General features: G+C 68.6%; 17 protein-coding genes. 10 read left to right on the top strand and 7 right to left on the bottom strand.

Features of this window, described 5'->3' with window-relative positions; all coding sequences use genetic code 11:
- The first annotated feature begins 39 nt into the window (after positions 1 to 39).
- Positions 40 to 192 (top strand): hypothetical protein, encoded by a 153-nt coding sequence (locus tag EL337_RS28735; protein WP_170216919.1) that lies wholly within the window; start codon positions 40 to 42, stop codon positions 190 to 192.
- Here EL337_RS28735 and EL337_RS12535 read toward each other — a convergent pair.
- The 4 genes from EL337_RS12535 to EL337_RS12550 form a co-directional block, all read right to left on the bottom strand.
- Positions 159 to 1760, bottom strand: a complete 1602-nt coding sequence (locus EL337_RS12535) for an MFS transporter (RefSeq protein ID WP_048631341.1) — start codon at positions 1758 to 1760, stop codon at positions 159 to 161. The two genes, EL337_RS28735 and EL337_RS12535, sit on opposite strands and share 34 nt — an antisense overlap.
- The gene (locus EL337_RS12540) at positions 1760 to 2464 is read right to left on the bottom strand and encodes an LppX_LprAFG lipoprotein (RefSeq protein WP_048631549.1); all 705 of its coding nucleotides are present in this window, start codon (positions 2462 to 2464) and stop codon (positions 1760 to 1762) included. Before EL337_RS12540 ends, EL337_RS12535 begins: the two co-directional genes overlap by 1 nt.
- Positions 2465 to 2568: 104 nt before the next feature.
- Positions 2569 to 4248 (bottom strand): alpha-amylase family protein, encoded by a 1680-nt coding sequence (locus EL337_RS12545; RefSeq protein WP_048631342.1) that lies wholly within the window; start codon positions 4246 to 4248, stop codon positions 2569 to 2571.
- Positions 4245 to 5225 (bottom strand): TIGR03885 family FMN-dependent LLM class oxidoreductase, encoded by a 981-nt coding sequence (locus EL337_RS12550; RefSeq protein ID WP_048631343.1) that lies wholly within the window; start codon positions 5223 to 5225, stop codon positions 4245 to 4247. Before EL337_RS12550 ends, EL337_RS12545 begins: the two co-directional genes overlap by 4 nt.
- Before the next feature lie 53 nt (positions 5226 to 5278).
- Here EL337_RS12550 and EL337_RS12555 point away from each other — a divergent pair, with 53 nt between their 5' ends.
- From EL337_RS12555 to EL337_RS12570, 4 genes are all read left to right on the top strand, one after another.
- Positions 5279 to 5890: a riboflavin synthase gene (locus EL337_RS12555; RefSeq protein ID WP_048631344.1), complete on the top strand. Its 612-nt coding sequence runs from the start codon at positions 5279 to 5281 to the stop codon at positions 5888 to 5890.
- 119 nt (positions 5891 to 6009) lie between these two features.
- Entirely contained in the window at positions 6010 to 7281 is a 1272-nt protein-coding gene (locus tag EL337_RS12560; protein WP_048631550.1) for a bifunctional 3,4-dihydroxy-2-butanone-4-phosphate synthase/GTP cyclohydrolase II, read from the top strand.
- Between the two features lie 22 nt (positions 7282 to 7303).
- Positions 7304 to 7786 (top strand): 6,7-dimethyl-8-ribityllumazine synthase, encoded by a 483-nt coding sequence (ribH, locus tag EL337_RS12565; RefSeq protein WP_048631345.1) that lies wholly within the window; start codon positions 7304 to 7306, stop codon positions 7784 to 7786.
- Entirely contained in the window at positions 7783 to 8256 is a 474-nt protein-coding gene (locus EL337_RS12570; protein ID WP_048631346.1) for a PH domain-containing protein, read from the top strand. The genes ribH and EL337_RS12570 overlap by 4 nt, the downstream gene beginning before the upstream one ends.
- On the opposite strand, the gene EL337_RS12575 is transcribed toward EL337_RS12570, so the two are convergent.
- Complete coding sequence (locus EL337_RS12575; RefSeq protein ID WP_197724229.1) at positions 8237 to 10156, bottom strand: gamma-glutamyltransferase family protein; 1920 nt, start codon at positions 10154 to 10156, stop codon at positions 8237 to 8239. The genes EL337_RS12570 and EL337_RS12575 overlap by 20 nt on opposite strands.
- 53 nt (positions 10157 to 10209) lie before the next feature.
- Here EL337_RS12575 and uvrC point away from each other — a divergent pair, with 53 nt between their 5' ends.
- The 4 genes from uvrC to whiA are packed head-to-tail and all read left to right on the top strand — an operon-like array spanning position 10210 to position 15207.
- Positions 10210 to 12237, top strand: a complete 2028-nt coding sequence (gene uvrC, locus EL337_RS12580) for an excinuclease ABC subunit UvrC (protein ID WP_048631348.1) — start codon at positions 10210 to 10212, stop codon at positions 12235 to 12237.
- Positions 12234 to 13184, top strand: a complete 951-nt coding sequence (gene rapZ / locus EL337_RS12585) for an RNase adapter RapZ (protein ID WP_048631349.1) — start codon at positions 12234 to 12236, stop codon at positions 13182 to 13184. The genes uvrC and rapZ overlap by 4 nt, the downstream gene beginning before the upstream one ends.
- The gene (locus EL337_RS12590; protein ID WP_048631350.1) at positions 13181 to 14233 is read left to right on the top strand and encodes a gluconeogenesis factor YvcK family protein; all 1053 of its coding nucleotides are present in this window, start codon (positions 13181 to 13183) and stop codon (positions 14231 to 14233) included. The genes rapZ and EL337_RS12590 overlap by 4 nt, the downstream gene beginning before the upstream one ends.
- Entirely contained in the window at positions 14230 to 15207 is a 978-nt protein-coding gene (whiA, locus tag EL337_RS12595) for a DNA-binding protein WhiA (RefSeq protein ID WP_109519817.1), read from the top strand. The genes EL337_RS12590 and whiA overlap by 4 nt, the downstream gene beginning before the upstream one ends.
- On the opposite strand, the gene EL337_RS12600 is transcribed toward whiA, so the two are convergent.
- Positions 15204 to 15848 (bottom strand): hypothetical protein, encoded by a 645-nt coding sequence (locus EL337_RS12600; RefSeq protein ID WP_048631352.1) that lies wholly within the window; start codon positions 15846 to 15848, stop codon positions 15204 to 15206. The genes whiA and EL337_RS12600 overlap by 4 nt on opposite strands.
- Before the next feature lie 10 nt (positions 15849 to 15858).
- Positions 15859 to 17121: a threonine/serine exporter family protein gene (locus EL337_RS12605; protein WP_232786745.1), complete on the bottom strand. Its 1263-nt coding sequence runs from the start codon at positions 17119 to 17121 to the stop codon at positions 15859 to 15861.
- 31 nt (positions 17122 to 17152) lie between these two features.
- Here EL337_RS12605 and EL337_RS12610 point away from each other — a divergent pair, with 31 nt between their 5' ends.
- Entirely contained in the window at positions 17153 to 17878 is a 726-nt protein-coding gene (locus EL337_RS12610; protein WP_048631353.1) for an ABC transporter substrate-binding protein, read from the top strand.
- The last annotated feature ends 59 nt before the right edge of the window (positions 17879 to 17937 follow it).

Genomic DNA, 17937 nt, shown 5'->3' on the forward strand with positions numbered 1-17937 from the left:
GAGTTGCGCAGAGTGAGCACGAACAAAGGACATACGACCATGACTGCACTGCAGGACTGGATCAACATCAGCCCCGTCAACCCCAACAGCATCAAAGCCGTCATCGTCGACGCCCTGCGCGGATTGACCTCCGACGATTCCGCCCCGGACGATCAGCCTCAGCTGATGGGCCGCGGCCTCGAACGCTGCTGATCCTCGGCTGAAATAACGGTCGGTTCGGTCTCTCCGGCGTGCTCGTTGCGCGCGGCGATCAGCAGGCCGAGCACCGCTCCCACCAGGCAGACGACTGCCGTGATGGTGAAGATCTCGCCGTACTGCAGGACATAGGCCTCCCGCACCCGGCCGGCTTCGGCCGCCAGGCGCTCCGCCAGCGAGCCGCCGCCGGTGTTGGCGGGAAGTTCCGCGAGATGCTGATTGAACCGGTACAGGCCCCAGGCCGACAGCGCCGCGATGCCGATCAGCATGCCGATCATGCGCGCCACCACCACCGACGCCGAGGCGATGCCGTGCTGGGCGGCAGGCACCACGCGCAGCGTCGCCGATGTCAGCGGCCCGATGACCAGGCCGAGGCCCAGGCCTGCGATCGCGAGGTCCGTGTCGAAGGTGGGCAGCGCCACGAACCCCAGGTCGTGGTGATCGCTCAGCACGTCCATGGTCCAGTGTGAGATCAGCCAGTAGCCGCCCGCAGCGATGATCAGACCGGCGAAGACGACGATGCGATCACCGATCCTGGTGGCCAGCCAGCCGCCCACCAACGCGCCGATCGGCAGCGCGCCGAGGAACCACAGAAGCATGAAGACCGCTTCGCTCTGTTCCTTGCCGAGCACGCCCTGGGCGAACAGCTCGATGTTGACGAGCGTCACCATCAGCGCGGCGCCGGCGCACAGCGATGCGCCCAGCCCGGCCAGGAACGGCCGGAACCGCACCCCGGCAGGCTCGATGAGCCGGGTCGAGGCGAACTTCTCCCACACGAAGAAGGCGACCGCGGCGGCCCCGGCGGCGATCAGGACCGGGAGGCCGTAGCTCGGCAACACCTGCTTGCCGTCGGGCGTCTGGTTGTAGAGCCCGACGACGGCGAGCCCCAGCGCCAGGGCCAGCAGCAGGCCGCCCACCACGTCGACCTTCTCCGTCGGTGCGTCCTTGGACCGGCTGGGGAGGCTGAAGTGGATCATCAGCATCGCGATCGCGGCCAACGGCACGTTGACCCAGAACACCGCCTGCCAGTGGCTGAACAGCGCGACGAGCGCGACGCCGTAGAGCGGGCCGAGCACGCTGCCGAGTTCCTGGGCGGCGCCGACGCCGCCGAGGACGGCAGCGCGGTTGCGGCTGACCCACAGGTCCGCCGCCAGCGCCAGCGTCACCGGCAGCAGCGCGCCGCTGGCGGCGCCCTGGACGGCGCGGCCGATCACCATCAGGACGAGGTCGGTGGACATCGCGGTGATGACCGACCCGACGGCGAAGGTGGCCAGGCTGACCTGGATCAGGATCTTGCGGCCGAACTTGTCCGAGGCACGGCCCAGTAGCGGCATCGCCGCGATGTAGCCCAGCAGATAGCTCGTGATGATCGGCGTCACCCGCTGGATCTCGTTGATCGCGATCCCGACGTCGAACATGATGTCGCGGATCACCGAGATGACCACGTAGGTGTCGAGTGCGCCGAGCATCACCGCGAGGCTGCCGGCGCTGATCGCCATCCAGCGGTTGGTGGCGGCGCGCGGCGCCTCCGCCGCAGCGGTGTCGTCGGCGGGTGTCCGGTGCATCACGCAGCGGGTTTGTCGACGGTCACCGGCTCGCCCCACTTCGACAGCGTCATCGTGACGCTGTTGCCGGGGGTGGGCTCCAGGCGCGCCTGCATGAGCTCGTGGTTGCCCTCCTCGGTGACCCACGCCGTACCGGGCACCGGTCGGGTCGCGCCGATCTGCGGGGCGATCTTGTTGACCGCGTCAGCGCTGACCTCACCGGTGATGCGGACGGTCTGCGCCCCCTCGACGGTCTCGCGGCCATCGGAGGTGGGGTTGGAGAAGTTGGCCAGCATGTTCGCCAGGCCCACGTCGGGGTTCAGAATGGCCGCGACGTCGTAGACATCGGAGGCAGGGCCGAAGTTCGACAGCGCGCCGCCTGCGGTGATCGTGGCGTACAGATCACCGTCGGAGACCACGAACTCGACGTCGTTGAGGCGCTGCCCCAGAAAGATGATGTTCGCGGTGCCCTTCGCCGCGACGGCCGGCGCCTGGGTGAGATCGCCCTCGAGTGACTCCACCGGCAGCTCGGCGATCTGGCCCTGCACCGTGAGCTTCAGATGGGCGCTGGTCTGGGCCCTGGTCGTGTCGGCCGACTCCTTCAGCAAGGTCGCGGCGTCGGGAAGATCCTTGCCCGAATTGTCCGAGGATGATCCGGAGCACCCCGCGACAAGGGTGACGACGGCGAAAAGGGCGGCGAGGATCGCCAACAGGCGGGTCTGCATGCCTGCATCGTAGATGGTCCCGGTGGACAGACGTACCTCACGGGTGGGGGTGAACGGCCGGCAAATGCGCTCTGAGCTGCGCTTGAAGTGTGTCCCGACACGTGTCACACGATCGGTGCATCGCCCGGTCGGAGCAGACGCAGCCACCGGTAGCCGTAGGGGTCGAGTTGTAGCTCGATCCGCCCCTGCGCGTCGAGTGGGTACGCGGCGCGGCCATCGAGAAGGTCGACGAGCGCAGAGCCGTCGGGGACGCCGTCCAGCGTCAGCGGCACGAGGCAGCCTTCCGCGCCGAAGTTGTGCAGGCCGACCATCACCCAGCCGGATTTCTCCCGGCAGGCGTGGGCCAGCACCGCCGGGTGCGGCTGGTCGAGCACCTCCGCCGTCGACCAGCCGATCTCGGGTTGCTGGCGGTAGGTGTAGATGAGGTCACGGATGAACCACCAGAACGACTCGTGGTCGTGGCGCTGGGCCGCGGCATTGACGCGCTCGGGACCGTACAGTCCGTCGGGAAGTGGCCTGGGCAGTCGCCTCTTGGCTGCGGTGGAGAAGCCGCCGTTGTCCCCATCGGTCCACTGCATCGGGGTTCGCACCGCGAAACGCCCGGGTACGTCCAGGTTTTCGGCCATGCCGATCTCTTCGCCGTAGAACAGCACCGGTGTGCCGGGTAACGAGAACGCCAGCGAGTAGACCATCCGCATGCGGCGTTCGTCACCGCCGAGCATCGAGGGAAGGCGCCGGCGCAGCCCTCGGCCGTAGAGCTGCATGTCCTCCTCGGGGCCGAACGCGTCGAACACCTCCTGGCGCTCGGTCTCGCTGAGCTTGTCGAGTGTGAGTTCGTCGTGGTTGCGCACGAAGTTGGCCCACTGGCTGGTGATATCGAGTTTCGGCCGCTGCCGCAGCGCCTTGGCGAGCGGACGGGCGTTGCCACGTGCCAGCGACAGGTAGACGCTCTGCATGCCGATGAAGTCGAACTGCATGTTCAACCCGTCCCCGTCGTTGCCGCCGAAGAACTTCTTCTGGTCCCGGTAGGGCACGTTGACCTCGCCGAGCAGCACCGCGTCGCCGAGTCGGCGATTGACGAAGTTGCGGACGTCGCCGAGGTACTCGTAGGGGTCGAAGATGCCGGGATCGCCGGGGGCGCCGTCGTCGGCGAACAGGAACGGCACCGCGTCCACCCGGAATCCGGACACGCCGAGCTGCAGCCAGAAGCCGAGGGTACGTGAAATCTCCTCCTGCACTTTGGGATTGGCGATATTCAGATCGGGCTGGTGCTTGTAGAAGTGGTGCAGGTAGTACTGGCCGGTCTTAGGGTCCAGCTCCCAGAGGCTGTCCTCCTGGTCGGGGAAGACGACGTCTTTGCCGGTGCCCTTCGGCTCGGTGTCACTCCACACGTAGTAGTTGCGGTAGGGATCGTCCCTGCTCCGGCGCGCCGACTTGAACCACGGATGGGCGTCGGAGGTGTGGTTCATGACGAAGTCGACGATCACCCGGATTCCGTGCGCGCGGGCGGTGCGGACGAGCTCGACGAAGTCGCCGAGATTGCCGAGGCGGGGATCGACACCGAAGAAATCGGTGATGTCATACCCGTCGTCCTTGCGGACCGTCGGGTAGAACGGCATCAGCCACAGACACGTGATGCCCAGGTCGGCGAGGTACTCGATCCGCTCGGTCATGCCTCGGATGTCGCCGCAGCCGTCGCCGTTCCAGTCGTAGAACGTCTCGATGTCGGCGCAGTAGACCACGGCGTTCTTCCACCACAGGTCGCCGGTCTCGATCATCCTCATGCGTGCACCGCCGGTGCCGTCGGCGACAACTGCGGGAGCACGTGTTCGCCGAACGCGTCGATGAACGGTGCCTGGTGCTGCCCGACGAAGTGCAGATACAGCTCGTCCCAGCCCTGTTCCAGGTACTCCTGAAGCCAGGCGGCGTGCCGGCTCAGGTCGGCAGACACCCGCACCGACTTCTTCACCTGCTCGGGCGCCACGGACTCGCCCACCACGTCGAACCCTTCGACGGTCTCCATGTCCCAGCACACCGGAGGGCTGAACACGTTGGTGCGCCACTGGTCGTGCGCGATGGCCAGCGCTTCACCGTCGGTCGGGGCCCAGCTCAGGTGGATCTGCAGGCGGGCCGGGCCGCGCCCACCGGCGTTGCGGTACGCGTCGAGCACCTTCTGCAGGGTGGCCGCGGGCTGGTTCACCGTGATCAGCGCGTCGGCCCAGGCGGCATGCCGGGCCGCGGTGGCCGGGGTGACGGCCGGACCGACCAGGTCGGGAACGCGGTCGGGCAGCGTCCACAGCTTCGCCCGGTTGACCTGGATCAGACCGTCGACGCTGACCTCCTCGCCCTGCAGCAGCCGCCGGATGACGTCCACGCACTCCACCAGCCGTTGGTCCCGGACCTCTTTGCGCGGCCACGCATCGCCGGTGATGCGCTCGTTGGACGCCTCGCCGGAGCCCAGCGCAGCCCAGAACCTGCCCGGAAACATCTGCGCCAGCGTCGCGATGGCCTGGGCGATGATCGCCGGGTGGTAGCGCTGACCGGGAGCGTTCACGACACCGAACGGGAGATTGGTGCTGGCCAGCGCCGCGCCGAGGAACGCCCAGGCGAATCCGGATTCGTTCTGGCGCTCACTCCACGGGCTGAAATGGTCCGACGACATACCCGCGGTGAAGCCCGCCTGCTCGGCGTGTTGGACATCGCGCAGCAGCTGTCCGGGGGAGATCTGCTCGTGCGAGCAGTGGAATCCGATGACGGTCATGGCCAGGGCATACCCGCTCACAGGAAAGTCTAGGCTGGCTCTAGGCTGGCACGGTGTTCACCGGAATCGTCGAAGAGCTGGGCGAGGTTGTCGGCAAGGAGAATCTCGGCGACGCCGCTCGTCTCGTCATCCGCGGCCCGATCGTCACTTCCGATGCGGGGCATGGGGATTCGATCTCGGTCAACGGAGTCTGCCTGACCGTCGTCGACGTGCTCGCCGACGGATCGTTCTCCGCCGACGTCATGGACGAGACGCTGAACCGGTCGAGTCTGCGCGGCGTCGACGTGGGCGCGCGGGTGAATCTGGAGCGCGCCGCGGCCATCAGTAGCAGGCTGGGCGGTCACATCGTCCAGGGGCACGTCGACGGCACCGGAGAGGTCGTCTCCCGGACGCCGTCGGAGCACTGGACCGTGGTGCGGATCGCGTTGCCCGCCGCGCTGTCGCGCTACGTCGTGCACAAGGGTTCCATCACCGTGGACGGGGTGTCGCTGACGGTGTCCGCGCTGGGACCCGACTGGTTCGAGGTGTCGTTGATCCCGACGACGCTCGATCTGACCACGCTGGGCCGCGCCGAGGTGGGCACGCCCGTCAACCTGGAGGTCGACGTCATCGCCAAGTATGTCGAGCGGCTGCTGGAGAACAAGGACGCGCCCGACGGCGACTAGCTGGTCGCAGTGCGTCCCGGCCCGCCTGACCGGCGGGCAATAACCTGGGTCAACCCGTGGTTCATACTGAAGGGTATTGACACGTGGTCCCGGATCTGGGACCGGCAAGGGTGGTGAGGATGACGAGGCTGGATTCGGTCGAGCGCGCGGTGGCCGACATCGCCGCAGGCAAGGCCGTGGTCGTCATCGACGACGAGGATCGCGAGAACGAGGGCGACCTGATCTTCGCCGCCGAGAAGGCGACCCCCGAGCTGGTGGCGTTCATGGTTCGCTACACCTCCGGCTACCTGTGCGTCCCGCTGTCGGGCGAGGTCTGCGACCGGCTGGGGTTGCTGCCGATGTACGCGGTCAACCAGGACAAGCACGGCACCGCCTACACCGTCACGGTTGACGCCAAAAAGGGTGTGGGAACCGGCATCTCGGCGTCCGACCGGGCAACGACCATGCGGTTGCTCGCCGATCCGGACGCCGTCGCCGAGGACTTCACCAAACCGGGACACGTCGTGCCGCTCCGCGCGAAGGACGGCGGCGTGCTGCGCAGGCCCGGCCACACCGAAGCCGCCGTCGACCTGGCCCGGCTCGCCGGACTGCAGCCAGCAGGCACGATCTGCGAGATCGTGAGCCAGAAGGACGAGGGCGAGATGGCGCAGACCGACGAGCTGCGGATCTTCGCCGACGAGCACGACCTGGCACTGATCTCCATCGCCGACCTCATCGAGTGGCGTCGCAAGCACGAAAAGCACATCGAGCGGGTCGCCGAGGCCCGCATCCCGACCCGTCACGGCGAGTTCCGGGCGGTCGGCTATTCGAGCATCTACGAAGACGTCGAGCATGTCGCCCTGGTCAAGGGCGACATCGCGGGCGGGGACGCCGACGGACACGACGTGCTGGTGCGGGTGCACTCCGAGTGCCTCACCGGTGACGTGTTCGGCTCGCGCCGGTGCGACTGCGGGCCGCAACTGGACGCCGCGCTGGCGATGGTGGCGCGGGAGGGTCGCGGCATCGTGCTCTACATGCGCGGCCACGAGGGGCGCGGGATCGGCCTGATGCACAAGTTGCAGGCCTACCAACTGCAGGACGCCGGCGACGACACCGTCGATGCCAATCTCAAGCTCGGGCTGCCGGCCGACGCCCGCGATTACGGCATCGGCGCGCAGATCCTCGTCGACCTGGGGGTGCGGTCGATGCGTCTGCTGACCAACAACCCCGCCAAGCGCGTCGGGCTGGACGGGTACGGACTGCACATCATCGAGCGCGTGCCGCTGCCGGTTCGTGCCAACGCGGAGAACATCCGCTACCTGATGACCAAGCGCGATCGGATGGGACACGACCTGGTGGGGCTGGAGGACTACGACGAGGCCCTGCCCGGCGAGTTCGGCGGCGCGGTATGAGAACCCGGAGCGGAGCGCAGAAATGAGTCCTGCCCACGGCGTCCCGGAGCTGCCCGCGCTCGACGCCTCCGACATCAGCCTCGCCATCGTGGCCAGCACCTGGCACGAGACGATCTGCGATGCGCTGCTGGACGGCGCGAGAAAAACCGCCGCCGAGGCTGGGATCACGGAACCGACGATCGTCCGGGTGCTCGGCGCGATAGAAATCCCGGTGGTCGCCCAGGCGCTCGCGGCGACACACGACGCGGTGGTGGCCCTCGGCGTCGTGATCCGGGGTGAGACACCGCATTTCGATTATGTCTGCGACGCGGTGACCCAGGGTCTGACCCGGGTCTCCCTCGATGCGTCGACTCCTGTCGCCAACGGTGTGCTCACCGTGAACACCGAGCACCAGGCGCTCGACCGCGCCGGACTCCCGAGCTCCGGCGAGGACAAGGGTGCCCAGGCTGCGGCCGCAGCGCTGTCGACCGCCATGACGCTGCGCCGGCTGAAGTCGACTTCATGAGCGAGCAGCGGGCGCCCGTCTGGGACGTCGAGGTCAGGCCGCACCTGACCCCGATCTTCGCCTACGGTGCCGCCGCGCTGATCCTGGCAGCTCACGTCGTGGTCGGATTCCTGCTCAAGATCGGCTCCACCGGCGTGTTCTTCCGGACCTATGACCAGGTGGCGATCGCGATGGTGGGCGTGGTGATCGCCGGGTTCGTGTGCCTGTTCGCGCGGCCACGGCTGCGGGTCGGCCCCGACGGCGTGGCCGTGCGAAACCTGTTCGGATATCGGCTCTTTCCGTGGAGCGACGTCGTCGACGTGTCTTTCCACAAGGGTGCGCGGTGGGCCCGGCTGGATCTCCCCGACGACGAATACGTGCCCGTGATGGCCATCCAGTCCGTCGACAAACTGCGCGCCGTCGACGCGATGGACCAGGTCCGCGCCGCCTTCGACCGGTATCAGCCCGACGTCACCTCACATCGCCCATGACCAGGCCTTCGCGGCGCGGATCCGCGCCGCCGGTCCACCCCGGGGTGGACCGCACGATCGCGGACAGGCCGCTGGACTGATCGGCGAGATCGACCTTGTGCCCGAGCCTGCGTAGTCCCTGAACCAGCGGATCGTTGTCGCCGTTGTCCGCTGTGTCGATCACCGGATGCTCGCCGCCCACATTGGTTTCCGGCGAATTGTCGGCGCCGAAGTCGACCATCGACACCGCCTGCTGCGGGTCCAGGCCCCAGTCGAGCATCCCCACGAGGGTCTTCACGACGAACTGGATGATGGTCGACCCACCGGGAGAGCCTGCGACGGCGTACAGCTCGCGGGGTGTCCCCGGCCCGGCGTGGTCGAAGACGAGGGTGGGTGCCATCGTGCTGCGCGGCCGCTTACCCGGCTCCACCCGGTTCGCCACGGGCACCCCGTCAGGACCGGCCGGCTCGGCGGAGAAGTCTGTCAGCTGGTTGTTCAACAGGAATCCGTCGACCATGTGGAACGATCCGAACGCCGACTCGATGGTGGTGGTCAGCGACGCGGCGTTGCCCTGCTGGTCGATCACGCTGATGTGGCTGGTGCCGTGCTCCGGGGTCGGCGCGACCGGGGCGGCGGGAGGGCCGAACTCACCCGGCTTCGCGGTGCCCATCGTGCGGTCCGGCGAGATCAGCGCGGCGCGTCCGGCCAGATAGTCACTGGCGAGCAGGGTCTCGGGCGAGCCGCCGGGCAGCGGTACGAAATCGGTGTCGGCGACGTAGCGGTCCCGGTCGGCGTACGCCAGGCGTTCGGCCTCGGAGATCAGGTGCACGCCCATCACCGCCGGCCGGCCCCCGTTGAGGTCGACCTCGGTGGGCTTGTGCTGATTCATGGGGAAGCGCTCGAGGATGCCCAGCGTCGCGGCCACCGCGATCCCGCCGGACGATGGCGGCGGCATGCCGCAGATCTCCTTGCCGCGATAGGGCGCGCACAACGGCTCGCGGTTCTTGACGGTGTAGGCCGCCAGGTCCTCGACGGTCATCAGGCTCGGGGTGCGCCCGCCCGAGGTGTCCGCGGCGGCGGCCACGATGTCGCGGGCGATGTCGCCGGTGTAGAAGGCATCGGGGTCGGAGGCGATGGTGCCCAGCGTCTTCGCATACGCGGGGTTGGTCAGTGTGCTCTCGGTCGTCTTCGGGCTGCCGTCGGCTTCGAGGAAGTAGGCGGCGGCGTCCTCGTCGAGTCGAAGCTTCGGTGCGGCCTCGGCGATCGCCGCCGACAGCCGGGGGCTGACGTCGAAGCCGTCGTCGGCGAGCGTCACCGCGGGACCGAACAGGTCCCGCCACGGTGTCGTGCCGTGCTCGGTGTGAACGTCGGACAACATCCGGACGATGCCGGGCACGCCGATGGAGCGTCCCGAGGATCGGGCGTCGGGTTTCGGTTCGGTCCTGTCGGTGTCCGAGACCCACCGCAGGTAGTTCTCGGTCGCCGCGCCGGGCGCGACCTCGCGGCCGTCGAACGCCTGCACGGAGTCGGCCGCCGCGTCGTAGTACAGCAGAAATCCGCCGCCGCCCAGGCCGGATGACTGCGGTTCGACCAGACCGAGGACGGCTTGGGCGGTCACCAGCGCATCGGCGGCGCTGCCGCCGTCCCGCAACACCTCGCAGGCGGCCTGGGTGGCCAGCGGGTTCGCCGTGGCGACGGCGTACCGCTGGGTGTGCACAGCGGTCATGTCGGTGCGGTAGCCGGTCGCGGTCTCGGGGTCCGACTCGTCCTGGGCACCTGCCGCCGCTGCTTCGGGGGTGCCGTTGGTGACGATCTCGCACGGACCCGGCGGCGCCGCGGGAGTCTCCGGTTCGGCGGAGCAACCGGCAAGGATCAGTGTCAGGCCCAGGAGAGGCGCCATGAGTCGGCGGGTGGCCCGCATCACTGCCACGGTAGTGGCTCTACCCCGTCGGGACGCGGCAGTAACCTGGTGCGGTGCCCGATCCAGCGACGTACCGACCCGCTCCCGGGTCGATCCCCGTCGAACCTGGTGTCTACCGATTCCGCGACCCGCACGGCCGGGTCATCTACGTCGGCAAGGCCAAGAGTCTGCGGAGCCGGCTGAACTCGTACTTCGCCGATCTGTCGGGACTGGCCCCGCGCACCCGGCAGATGGTGATGACGGCATCCAGCGTGGAGTGGACGGTCGTCACCACCGAAGTCGAGGCGCTGCAGCTCGAGTACAACTGGATCAAGGAGTTCGACCCGCGGTTCAACATCCGCTACCGCGACGACAAGTCCTATCCGGTGCTGGCCGTCACACTGAACGAGGAGTACCCCCGGCTGAAGGTCTATCGGGGGCCGCGCCGCAAAGGGGTGCGGTACTTCGGACCGTATTCGCATGCGTGGGCGATCCGCGAGACGCTGGACCTGCTCACCCGGGTGTTCCCGGCCCGTACCTGCTCGGCGGGAGTGTTCAAGCGGCACAGCCAGATTGATCGACCCTGCCTGCTGGGTTACATCGACAAGTGCTCGGCGCCCTGCGTCGGGCGGGTCACCGCGGAGGAGCACCGGCAGATCGTGCTCGACTTCTGCGACTTCCTCGCCGGGAAGACAGATCGGCTGATCCGCGAGATGGAACAGCAGATGAACGCCGCCGCCCAGGAATTGGACTTCGAGCGGGCCGCGCGGCTGCGCGACAACATCGGCGCAATGCGCAGGGCGATGGAGAAGCAGGCGGTGGTGTTCGGTGACGGCACCGACGCCGACGTCGTCGCGTTCGCCGACGACGACCTGGAAGCGGCGGTGCAGGTGTTCCACGTCCGCGGTGGCCGGGTCCGCGGCCAGCGTGGCTGGGTCATCGAAAAGTCCGGTGAGCCGGGCGAATCCACCTTGGAGTATCTCGTCGAACAATTCCTCACCCAGTTCTACGGTGACCAGGCCGAACTCGGCGGTGCCGGTGACGCCGGGGGAGATGAGGCCACCAACCCGGTACCGAGAGAGGTGCTGGTGCCGGTACTACCCGACACGGCCGCTGAGCTGGAGGTCTGGCTGACCCAGCTGCGCGGTTCTCGGGTGTCGCTGCGGGTGCCGCAGCGCGGCGACAAGCGGGCACTCGCCGAGACGGTGCGGCGCAACGCCGAGGGCGCCCTCAGCCAGCACAAGCTCAAGCGCGCCGGTGACTTCAACGCCAGAAGTGCTGCCCTGCAGAGTATTCAGGACGTACTGGGACTCGAGGACGCCCCGCTGCGGATCGAGTGCGTCGACATCAGCCACGTACAGGGCACCGATGTGGTGGCCTCGCTGGTGGTGTTCGAGGACGGGTTGCCCCGCAAGTCCGACTACCGGCACTACGCGATCCGCGAGGCCGCAGGCGACGGCCGGTCCGACGACGTCGCGTCGATCGCCGAAGTAACGCGACGCCGGTTCTACCGCCATCTGCGCGATGCGCAGGAATCCGATGCGCCGGGCCCGGACAAACCGGAACAGGGTCCTCGCGCAAGCGCTCGTCCGGGACGATTCGCCTATCCGCCCAACCTCTTCGTCGTCGACGGTGGCGCACCTCAGGTCAACGCCGCGGCCGCTGTTCTGGAGGAGCTCGGTATCACCGACGTCGCGGTCATCGGGCTGGCGAAGCGGCTGGAAGAGGTGTGGGTGCCCAACCTGGACGGCACAGCACCGGATCCTGTCATCTTCTCGCGCAACAGTGACGGGCTGTACCTGCTGCAGCGGGTCCGCGACGAAGCCCACCGCTTCGCGATCTCCTACCACCGCAGCAAGCGGTCCAAGCGGATGACGGCATCCGCCCTCGATTCGGTCCGGGGCCTGGGCGAGCACCGCCGCAAGGCCCTGGTGACGCATTTCGGGTCGCTGGCCCGCCTGAAGCAGGCCAGCGTGGAGGAGATCACCGCGGTGCCCGGCATCGGCGCCGCCACCGCGAAAGCAGTCCTGGAAGCGCTGGGCGGCGATTCCGAAGCGCCCGCAGCGGTTATCGGCAATGATCAGAGCACGGTATCGGGATGACAGCAGAGCAGGGCATGCGCGAGGAACTGCGTGGGGGAGCCGGCAGCGCCGGCGACGGGGGCGACCTCGACAGTTCGGGCATCGACAGTGGCATCGACGTGGTCCTGGTCACGGGGCTGTCCGGAGCGGGTCGGGGAACCGCCGCCAAGGTGCTGGAGGACCTGGGCTGGTACGTCGCCGACAATCTGCCGCCGCAGCTCATCGCGCGAATGGTGGACCTGGGGCTGGCCGCGGGTTCGCGCATCACCCAGCTCGCGGTCGTGATGGACGTGCGCTCGCGCGGTTTCACCGGTGACCTGGACTGGGTGCGCAGCGAGCTGGCGACCCGCGACATCATTCCGCGCGTGGTGTTCCTGGAAGCCTCCGACGACATCCTGGTACGCAGGTACGAGCAGAACCGGCGCAGTCATCCGTTACAGGGCAACCAGACTCTGGCCGAAGGCATTGCCGCGGAACGCACCATGCTGGCACCGGTGCGCGCGTCTGCCGACCTGGTGATCGACACGTCGACACTGTCGGTGCACGGCCTGCGCGAGAGTATCGAACGGGCCTTCGCCGAGGAGACCGTCGCGCACACCAACGTCACCGTCGAGTCCTTCGGCTACAAGTACGGCCTGCCGATGGATGCCGACACCGTGATGGATGTCCGCTTCCTGCCCAATCCGCACTGGGTGGACAACCTGCGTCCGCACTCCGGACAGCACCCCGACGTCCGCGACTATGTCCTCGGGCAACCCGGCGCCGTCGAATTCCTCGACTCCTACCATCAGTTGCTCGACGTCGTGATCGACGGATATCGCAGGGAGGGCAAGCGCTATATGACCGTCGCCATCGGGTGCACCGGTGGCAAGCACCGCAGCGTGGCGATGGCCGAGGCGCTGGCCGAGCGCCTGCAGGACGCGGCGCTGACGGTCCGGGTGCTGCACCGGGATCTGGGGCGCGAGTGAGCCCCCGCATCGTTGCGCTCGGCGGCGGGCACGGTCTGTACGCGACTCTCTCGGCGGCACGACGTCTCACGCCGCACGTGACGGCGGTCGTCACGGTCGCCGACGACGGCGGTTCGTCGGGCCGGCTGCGTAAAGAGCTCGACGTCGTGCCGCCGGGGGACCTACGAATGGCGTTGGCGGCGTTGGCTTCCGACACTCCGCACGGTCGCCTGTGGGCGACCATCATCCAGCACCGGTTCGGCGGCAGTGGAGCGCTGGCCGGTCATCCGATCGGTAACCTGATGCTCGCAGGCCTCAACGAAGTGCTGGCCGACCCGGTCGCTGCGCTCGACGAGTTGGGACGCATCCTCGGCCTGAAGGGGCGCGTGCTGCCGATGAGTCCCGTCGGCCTCGAGATCGAGGCCGACGTGGTGGGACTGGATTCCGATCCCCGGCTCAGTCGCTCCATCCGTGGCCAGGTCGCGATCGCGACGACGGTGGGCAAGGTGCGCAGGGTCCGGCTGCTGCCGCCCGACCCGCCCGCGACCCATCAGGCCATCGACGCGATCATGCACGCCGACCTCGTCGTCCTCGGTCCCGGCTCGTGGTTCACCAGCGTCATCCCGCACGTGCTGGTGCCGCAGCTGGTGACGGCGCTGCAGGCGACGCCGGCGCGGCGGGCCCTGGTGCTCAACCTGGCCGCCGAGCCCGGCGAGACGGCCGGCTTCTCGGTGGAACGCCACATCCACGTCCTCGCGCAGCACGCGCCCGGTTTCACGGTGCACGACATCATCGTCGACTCGGCGCGGGTGCCCAGCGAGCGCGAGCGCGACCAGCTGCGCCGCACGGCGTCGATCCTCGATGCCCACGTCGAGTTCGCCGACGTATCCAGACCTGGTACACCTTTACATGACCCGGCGAGGTTGGCCGCGGCGTTGGAGGGGGTTCGGCGGCGCGGCGCGGCGCCCACCGGCACGGCTCCGCCGTTACATCAGCCGACAGTGCCGACCCCGACAGTGACGCCCACCCCGACAGTGAACGGACCGAGAGGTGACGACCCGTGGCGATGACAGCCGAGGTCAAGGACGAACTCAGCCGGTTGGTGGTCAACTCGGTGAGTGCTCGGCGCGCCGAGGTGGCCTCCCTACTGCGCTTCGCCGGTGGACTGCACATCGTGTCGGGACGCGTCGTCGTCGAGGCCGAGGTTGATCTGGGCATCATTGCCCGTCGGCTGCGCAAGGACATCTACGACCTGTACGGGTACACCGCGGTGGTCCACGTGCTGTCGGCCAGCGGGATCCGCAAGAGCACGCGCTACGTGGTGCGGGTCGCCAAGGACGGCGAGGCGTTGGCCCGGCAGACCGGACTTCTGGACCTGCGCGGCCGCCCGGTGCGCGGACTGCCCGCCCAGGTGGTCGGCGGCAGCGTCGGTGACGCCGAAGCTGCTTGGCGTGGCGCATTTTTGGCGCACGGCTCACTCACCGAACCAGGTCGCTCGTCGGCGCTGGAGGTCAGCTGCCCCGGCCCCGAGGCGGCGCTGGCGCTCGTCGGTGCGGCCAGGAGGCTCGGGGTCAGCGCCAAGGCCCGCGAGGTGCGCGGCAGCGACCGCGTGGTGGTCCGCGACGGGGAGGCGATCGGCGCACTGCTCACCCGGATGGGCGCCCAGGACACCCGGCTGACGTGGGAGGAGCGTCGCATGCGCCGCGAGGTGCGCGCGACCGCCAATCGCCTCGCCAACTTCGACGACGCCAATCTGCGCAGGTCGGCGCGCGCCGCGGTGGCCGCCGCGGCCCGGGTGGAGCGGGCGCTGCAGATCCTCGGCGACACCGTGCCCGACCATCTCGCGGCGGCGGGCAGCCTCCGGGTGGCCCATCGCCAGGCCTCGCTGGAGGAACTCGGCCGGCTGGCCGAACCCCCGATGACCAAAGATGCTGTGGCAGGCCGTATTCGGCGACTCCTGTCGATGGCCGACCGTAAAGCCAAACAGGACGGCATCCCCGACACCGAGTCGGCTGTGACACCGGATCTGCTCGAAGACGCCTAGGGATCCAGCAGCGAGTCCAGCGCCGTCCGGTCCAGCACGTCGAAGTCATGGTCCTCGACGTGCATGTAGTGGCGGACCCGGTTCACGAAGTCGTTGATCGCGTGGTTGAATGCGTCGGTGGCGGCGTTGCGCTTCTCCAGCGACAGGGCGGACGTGATCTCTTGCGCGAACGCGGTGTAGATCACCCGCTGGGCACTGTCGGCGATGTCGCTGGGCGCCACCAGACGAAGTTCGGTGAGTAGCGTGATGGCGCGTTTGATGTCGTCTTCGAGCAGGCCGGTGACCCGCACCACCCGGAACATCACCGCAAGGCGGGTCAGGTTGTCCGGGATGGACGGGTCGATCTGCCGCGCCATGTCGAGCAGCTCGCCGTGGGTCTCGGCGTGCGCCAGTCGGTGCGTGATCTCCGCCCACTCCTGCGAGATCTCCTTCAGGCCGGCGTTGGCCACCGAGATCTCGGTCATCGCGGCGACGAACCGGATCGTCGCGTCCCGCAGCAGGTCGAACTTCAGCCGCTCCTCCAGCTCGACGCTCTGCCGTTCGTGAGTCCTCTTCGCGGTCCAGTACGTCGTCAGGCCGCCCACGGCGGTGCCCAGCAAGCTGGCGGAAGCGGTGATCGCAGGAATCACCCAGTCGGTCATGCACCGAGTATCACTGCCGGCGCGCGACCGTGGTCCGCAACTGGCGGTACACGCCCATCAACAGCAGGCCGGCCTGGATGCCGAGGGCGATCGAGATCATCGATATCACCGTGACGGCCACGGCGCCCGCGCTGTTGGTGCCGATCAGTTCGGTGACACCGATGAAGCCCAGCGACCCCGGCACCAGCAGCCAGAAGCCGGGGAGCAGCAGCGTCGCCGCGGACGGTGTGCCCGGTCGCTGCGCGAGCAGCAGTGCGCACAGTGTCAGCGTCAGGCCGCCGCCGAAACCGCTGGCGTAGCTGCCGAGTACGGCATCGGCGACGAGCTGGCCGGCGTAGGAGACGTAGAGGATCAGCAGCATCCACACCATGAAGCGAGTGGGCGGACCGTGGAACAGGAACAATCCGATCGCGTACACGGCGCAGCCCAGCCACGGCGCCCACGGACCGAACCGGTCCACGGTCGCGACGCTCAGTTCGTCCGCGGTGAGGCCCGCGACCTGGGCGGCGATCAGGATTCCGAAGGCGAGCTGGGCCAGCCGCATCCCGCCGGCGACCAGCCGCGCCGACCCGGCGATCACGTCGCGGCTGCTGAGCTCGATCACCGCCAGCGTGATGGCCGCGCCGGGCAGGAACATGACCAGCGCGGGCGCCAACGCCCGCAGGCTGCCTTCGCCCAGGTGCAGCCACCGCCCTCCGAGGAACGCGCACAGGGCCACCAGGAAAGCGGCCACGACGGGCAGCAGCTGGGTGAGCGGCTCGCTGCGCCGCGCCACCAACCCCAGCAGTCCCACCCCGAAGCCGAGAACGGTGGCCGCCATCAGCGCCACCGGGTTCGGCTGCAGGATCAGCGCGAACGCCGCGCTCTGGAGGGTGTAGCCGGCGACGAACGCCCACGCCGGGAACCGGGGCGGCAACGCATCGATGCGATCCAGTTCGGCCAGACCCTCGTCGGCGGTCACCTGGTGGCCCTCTGCCGCCTTGACGAGCGTGGCGAGCGGAAACGTCTGGTCGAAGCGGAGGTCTCGCTCGGCGCTGGCGACCCGAAGGGTGGTGCCGCCGGTATTATCGCCGCCCCCGAGCTGGATGTAGTTGGGCAGCACCAACATCTCGCGCGACACCCCGTAACCGTCCGCCGACACCGCCAGCGTCCGCCGAACCATGCCGATGGGGTAGCCCGCAGCGATCATCGCCGCGCCCAGGCGTGCCAGAAACGTCATCGGCGCGGCATCCGCCGCCCGGGGTTGCCCCTCGGCGTTCGGTACGTCCTTCACGGACGGCACAGTAAGCCTTTACCGTGGCCCCATGAGCGATTTGCGGGTCGGGGTGGCGTATCCGAACCCGCCGTTCAACGCGATCCCCGGTCAGACCGGCCTGGACATCGAGGTGATGACCGCGCTGGCCGCCGCGATCGGCGAACGGGCCGAGTTCATCACATTCGAGGGCGCCGATTTTGACGGCATCTTCGACCGCCTCGACGCGGGCGACTACGACTGCGTCATCGCCGGTACGACCGTCACCCCCGAGCGGCAGCGGCGGGCCAGGTTCCTGCCGGCGTACCTGATCTCCGGACAGGCCCTGGCCGTGGACACCTCCCGGCTGCCGCACGTGCACTCCGTCGACGACCTTGCCGGCCTGACCGTCGGGGTGCAGCGGGGCAACACCAGCGAAGCGGTCGCCGACGGCCTCGTCGCCGACGGCAAGGCGGCGCGTGTACGGGTCTACGAGTACGGCGCGGTGAGCACCGCGATCGCCGACCTGGTTGCCGGCGGCTGCGACGCGATGCTTGCGCTCGCGCCGGTGCTGGCCGAACTCGTCAGGGCCGCTCACCGTGTCAGCCCAGGAGTCGCGGTGGTCCAGCGCGGCCTGTCGGTGGAAGAGATCGCGGTCGCCGTTAATCCCGGCGATCAGGCGCTTCTGGCGCGTCTGCAGGTCGCGCAGGCCGAGCTGGAAGACAACGGCACACTGCAGCGCATTCGCCGCAAATGGCTCGGCAACCCCTACGTCGACCAAAGCGTGGGAATGCTCTAGCAGCGCTGCGGGGCGACCGCGCGCGGGCGGACGCACTACTACTAGGCTGGCTGCCGAGC

Origin of the sequence: Mycolicibacterium aurum (genome assembly GCF_900637195.1) — a bacterium.
In the GTDB taxonomy this organism is placed as follows: Bacteria; Actinomycetota; Actinomycetes; order Mycobacteriales; family Mycobacteriaceae; genus Mycobacterium; species Mycobacterium aurum.

Coding starts and splice junctions, on each gene's coding strand:
- whiA (WP_109519817.1), top strand. CDS start 14,230: ATGACAGCCGAGGTCAAGGACGAACTCAGCCGGTTGGTGGTCAACTCG.
- EL337_RS12540 (WP_048631549.1), bottom strand. CDS start 2,464: ATGCAGACCCGCCTGTTGGCGATCCTCGCCGCCCTTTTCGCCGTCGTC.
- EL337_RS12535 (WP_048631341.1), bottom strand. CDS start 1,760: ATGCACCGGACACCCGCCGACGACACCGCTGCGGCGGAGGCGCCGCGC.
- EL337_RS12575 (WP_197724229.1), bottom strand. CDS start 10,156: ATGCGGGCCACCCGCCGACTCATGGCGCCTCTCCTGGGCCTGACACTG.
- EL337_RS12570 (WP_048631346.1), top strand. CDS start 7,783: ATGAGCGAGCAGCGGGCGCCCGTCTGGGACGTCGAGGTCAGGCCGCAC.
- rapZ (WP_048631349.1), top strand. CDS start 12,234: ATGACAGCAGAGCAGGGCATGCGCGAGGAACTGCGTGGGGGAGCCGGC.
- EL337_RS12600 (WP_048631352.1), bottom strand. CDS start 15,848: ATGACCGACTGGGTGATTCCTGCGATCACCGCTTCCGCCAGCTTGCTG.
- EL337_RS12550 (WP_048631343.1), bottom strand. CDS start 5,225: ATGACCGTCATCGGATTCCACTGCTCGCACGAGCAGATCTCCCCCGGA.
- EL337_RS12560 (WP_048631550.1), top strand. CDS start 6,010: ATGACGAGGCTGGATTCGGTCGAGCGCGCGGTGGCCGACATCGCCGCA.
- ribH (WP_048631345.1), top strand. CDS start 7,304: ATGAGTCCTGCCCACGGCGTCCCGGAGCTGCCCGCGCTCGACGCCTCC.
- EL337_RS12545 (WP_048631342.1), bottom strand. CDS start 4,248: ATGAGGATGATCGAGACCGGCGACCTGTGGTGGAAGAACGCCGTGGTC.
- EL337_RS28735 (WP_170216919.1), top strand. CDS start 40: ATGACTGCACTGCAGGACTGGATCAACATCAGCCCCGTCAACCCCAAC.
- EL337_RS12610 (WP_048631353.1), top strand. CDS start 17,153: ATGAGCGATTTGCGGGTCGGGGTGGCGTATCCGAACCCGCCGTTCAAC.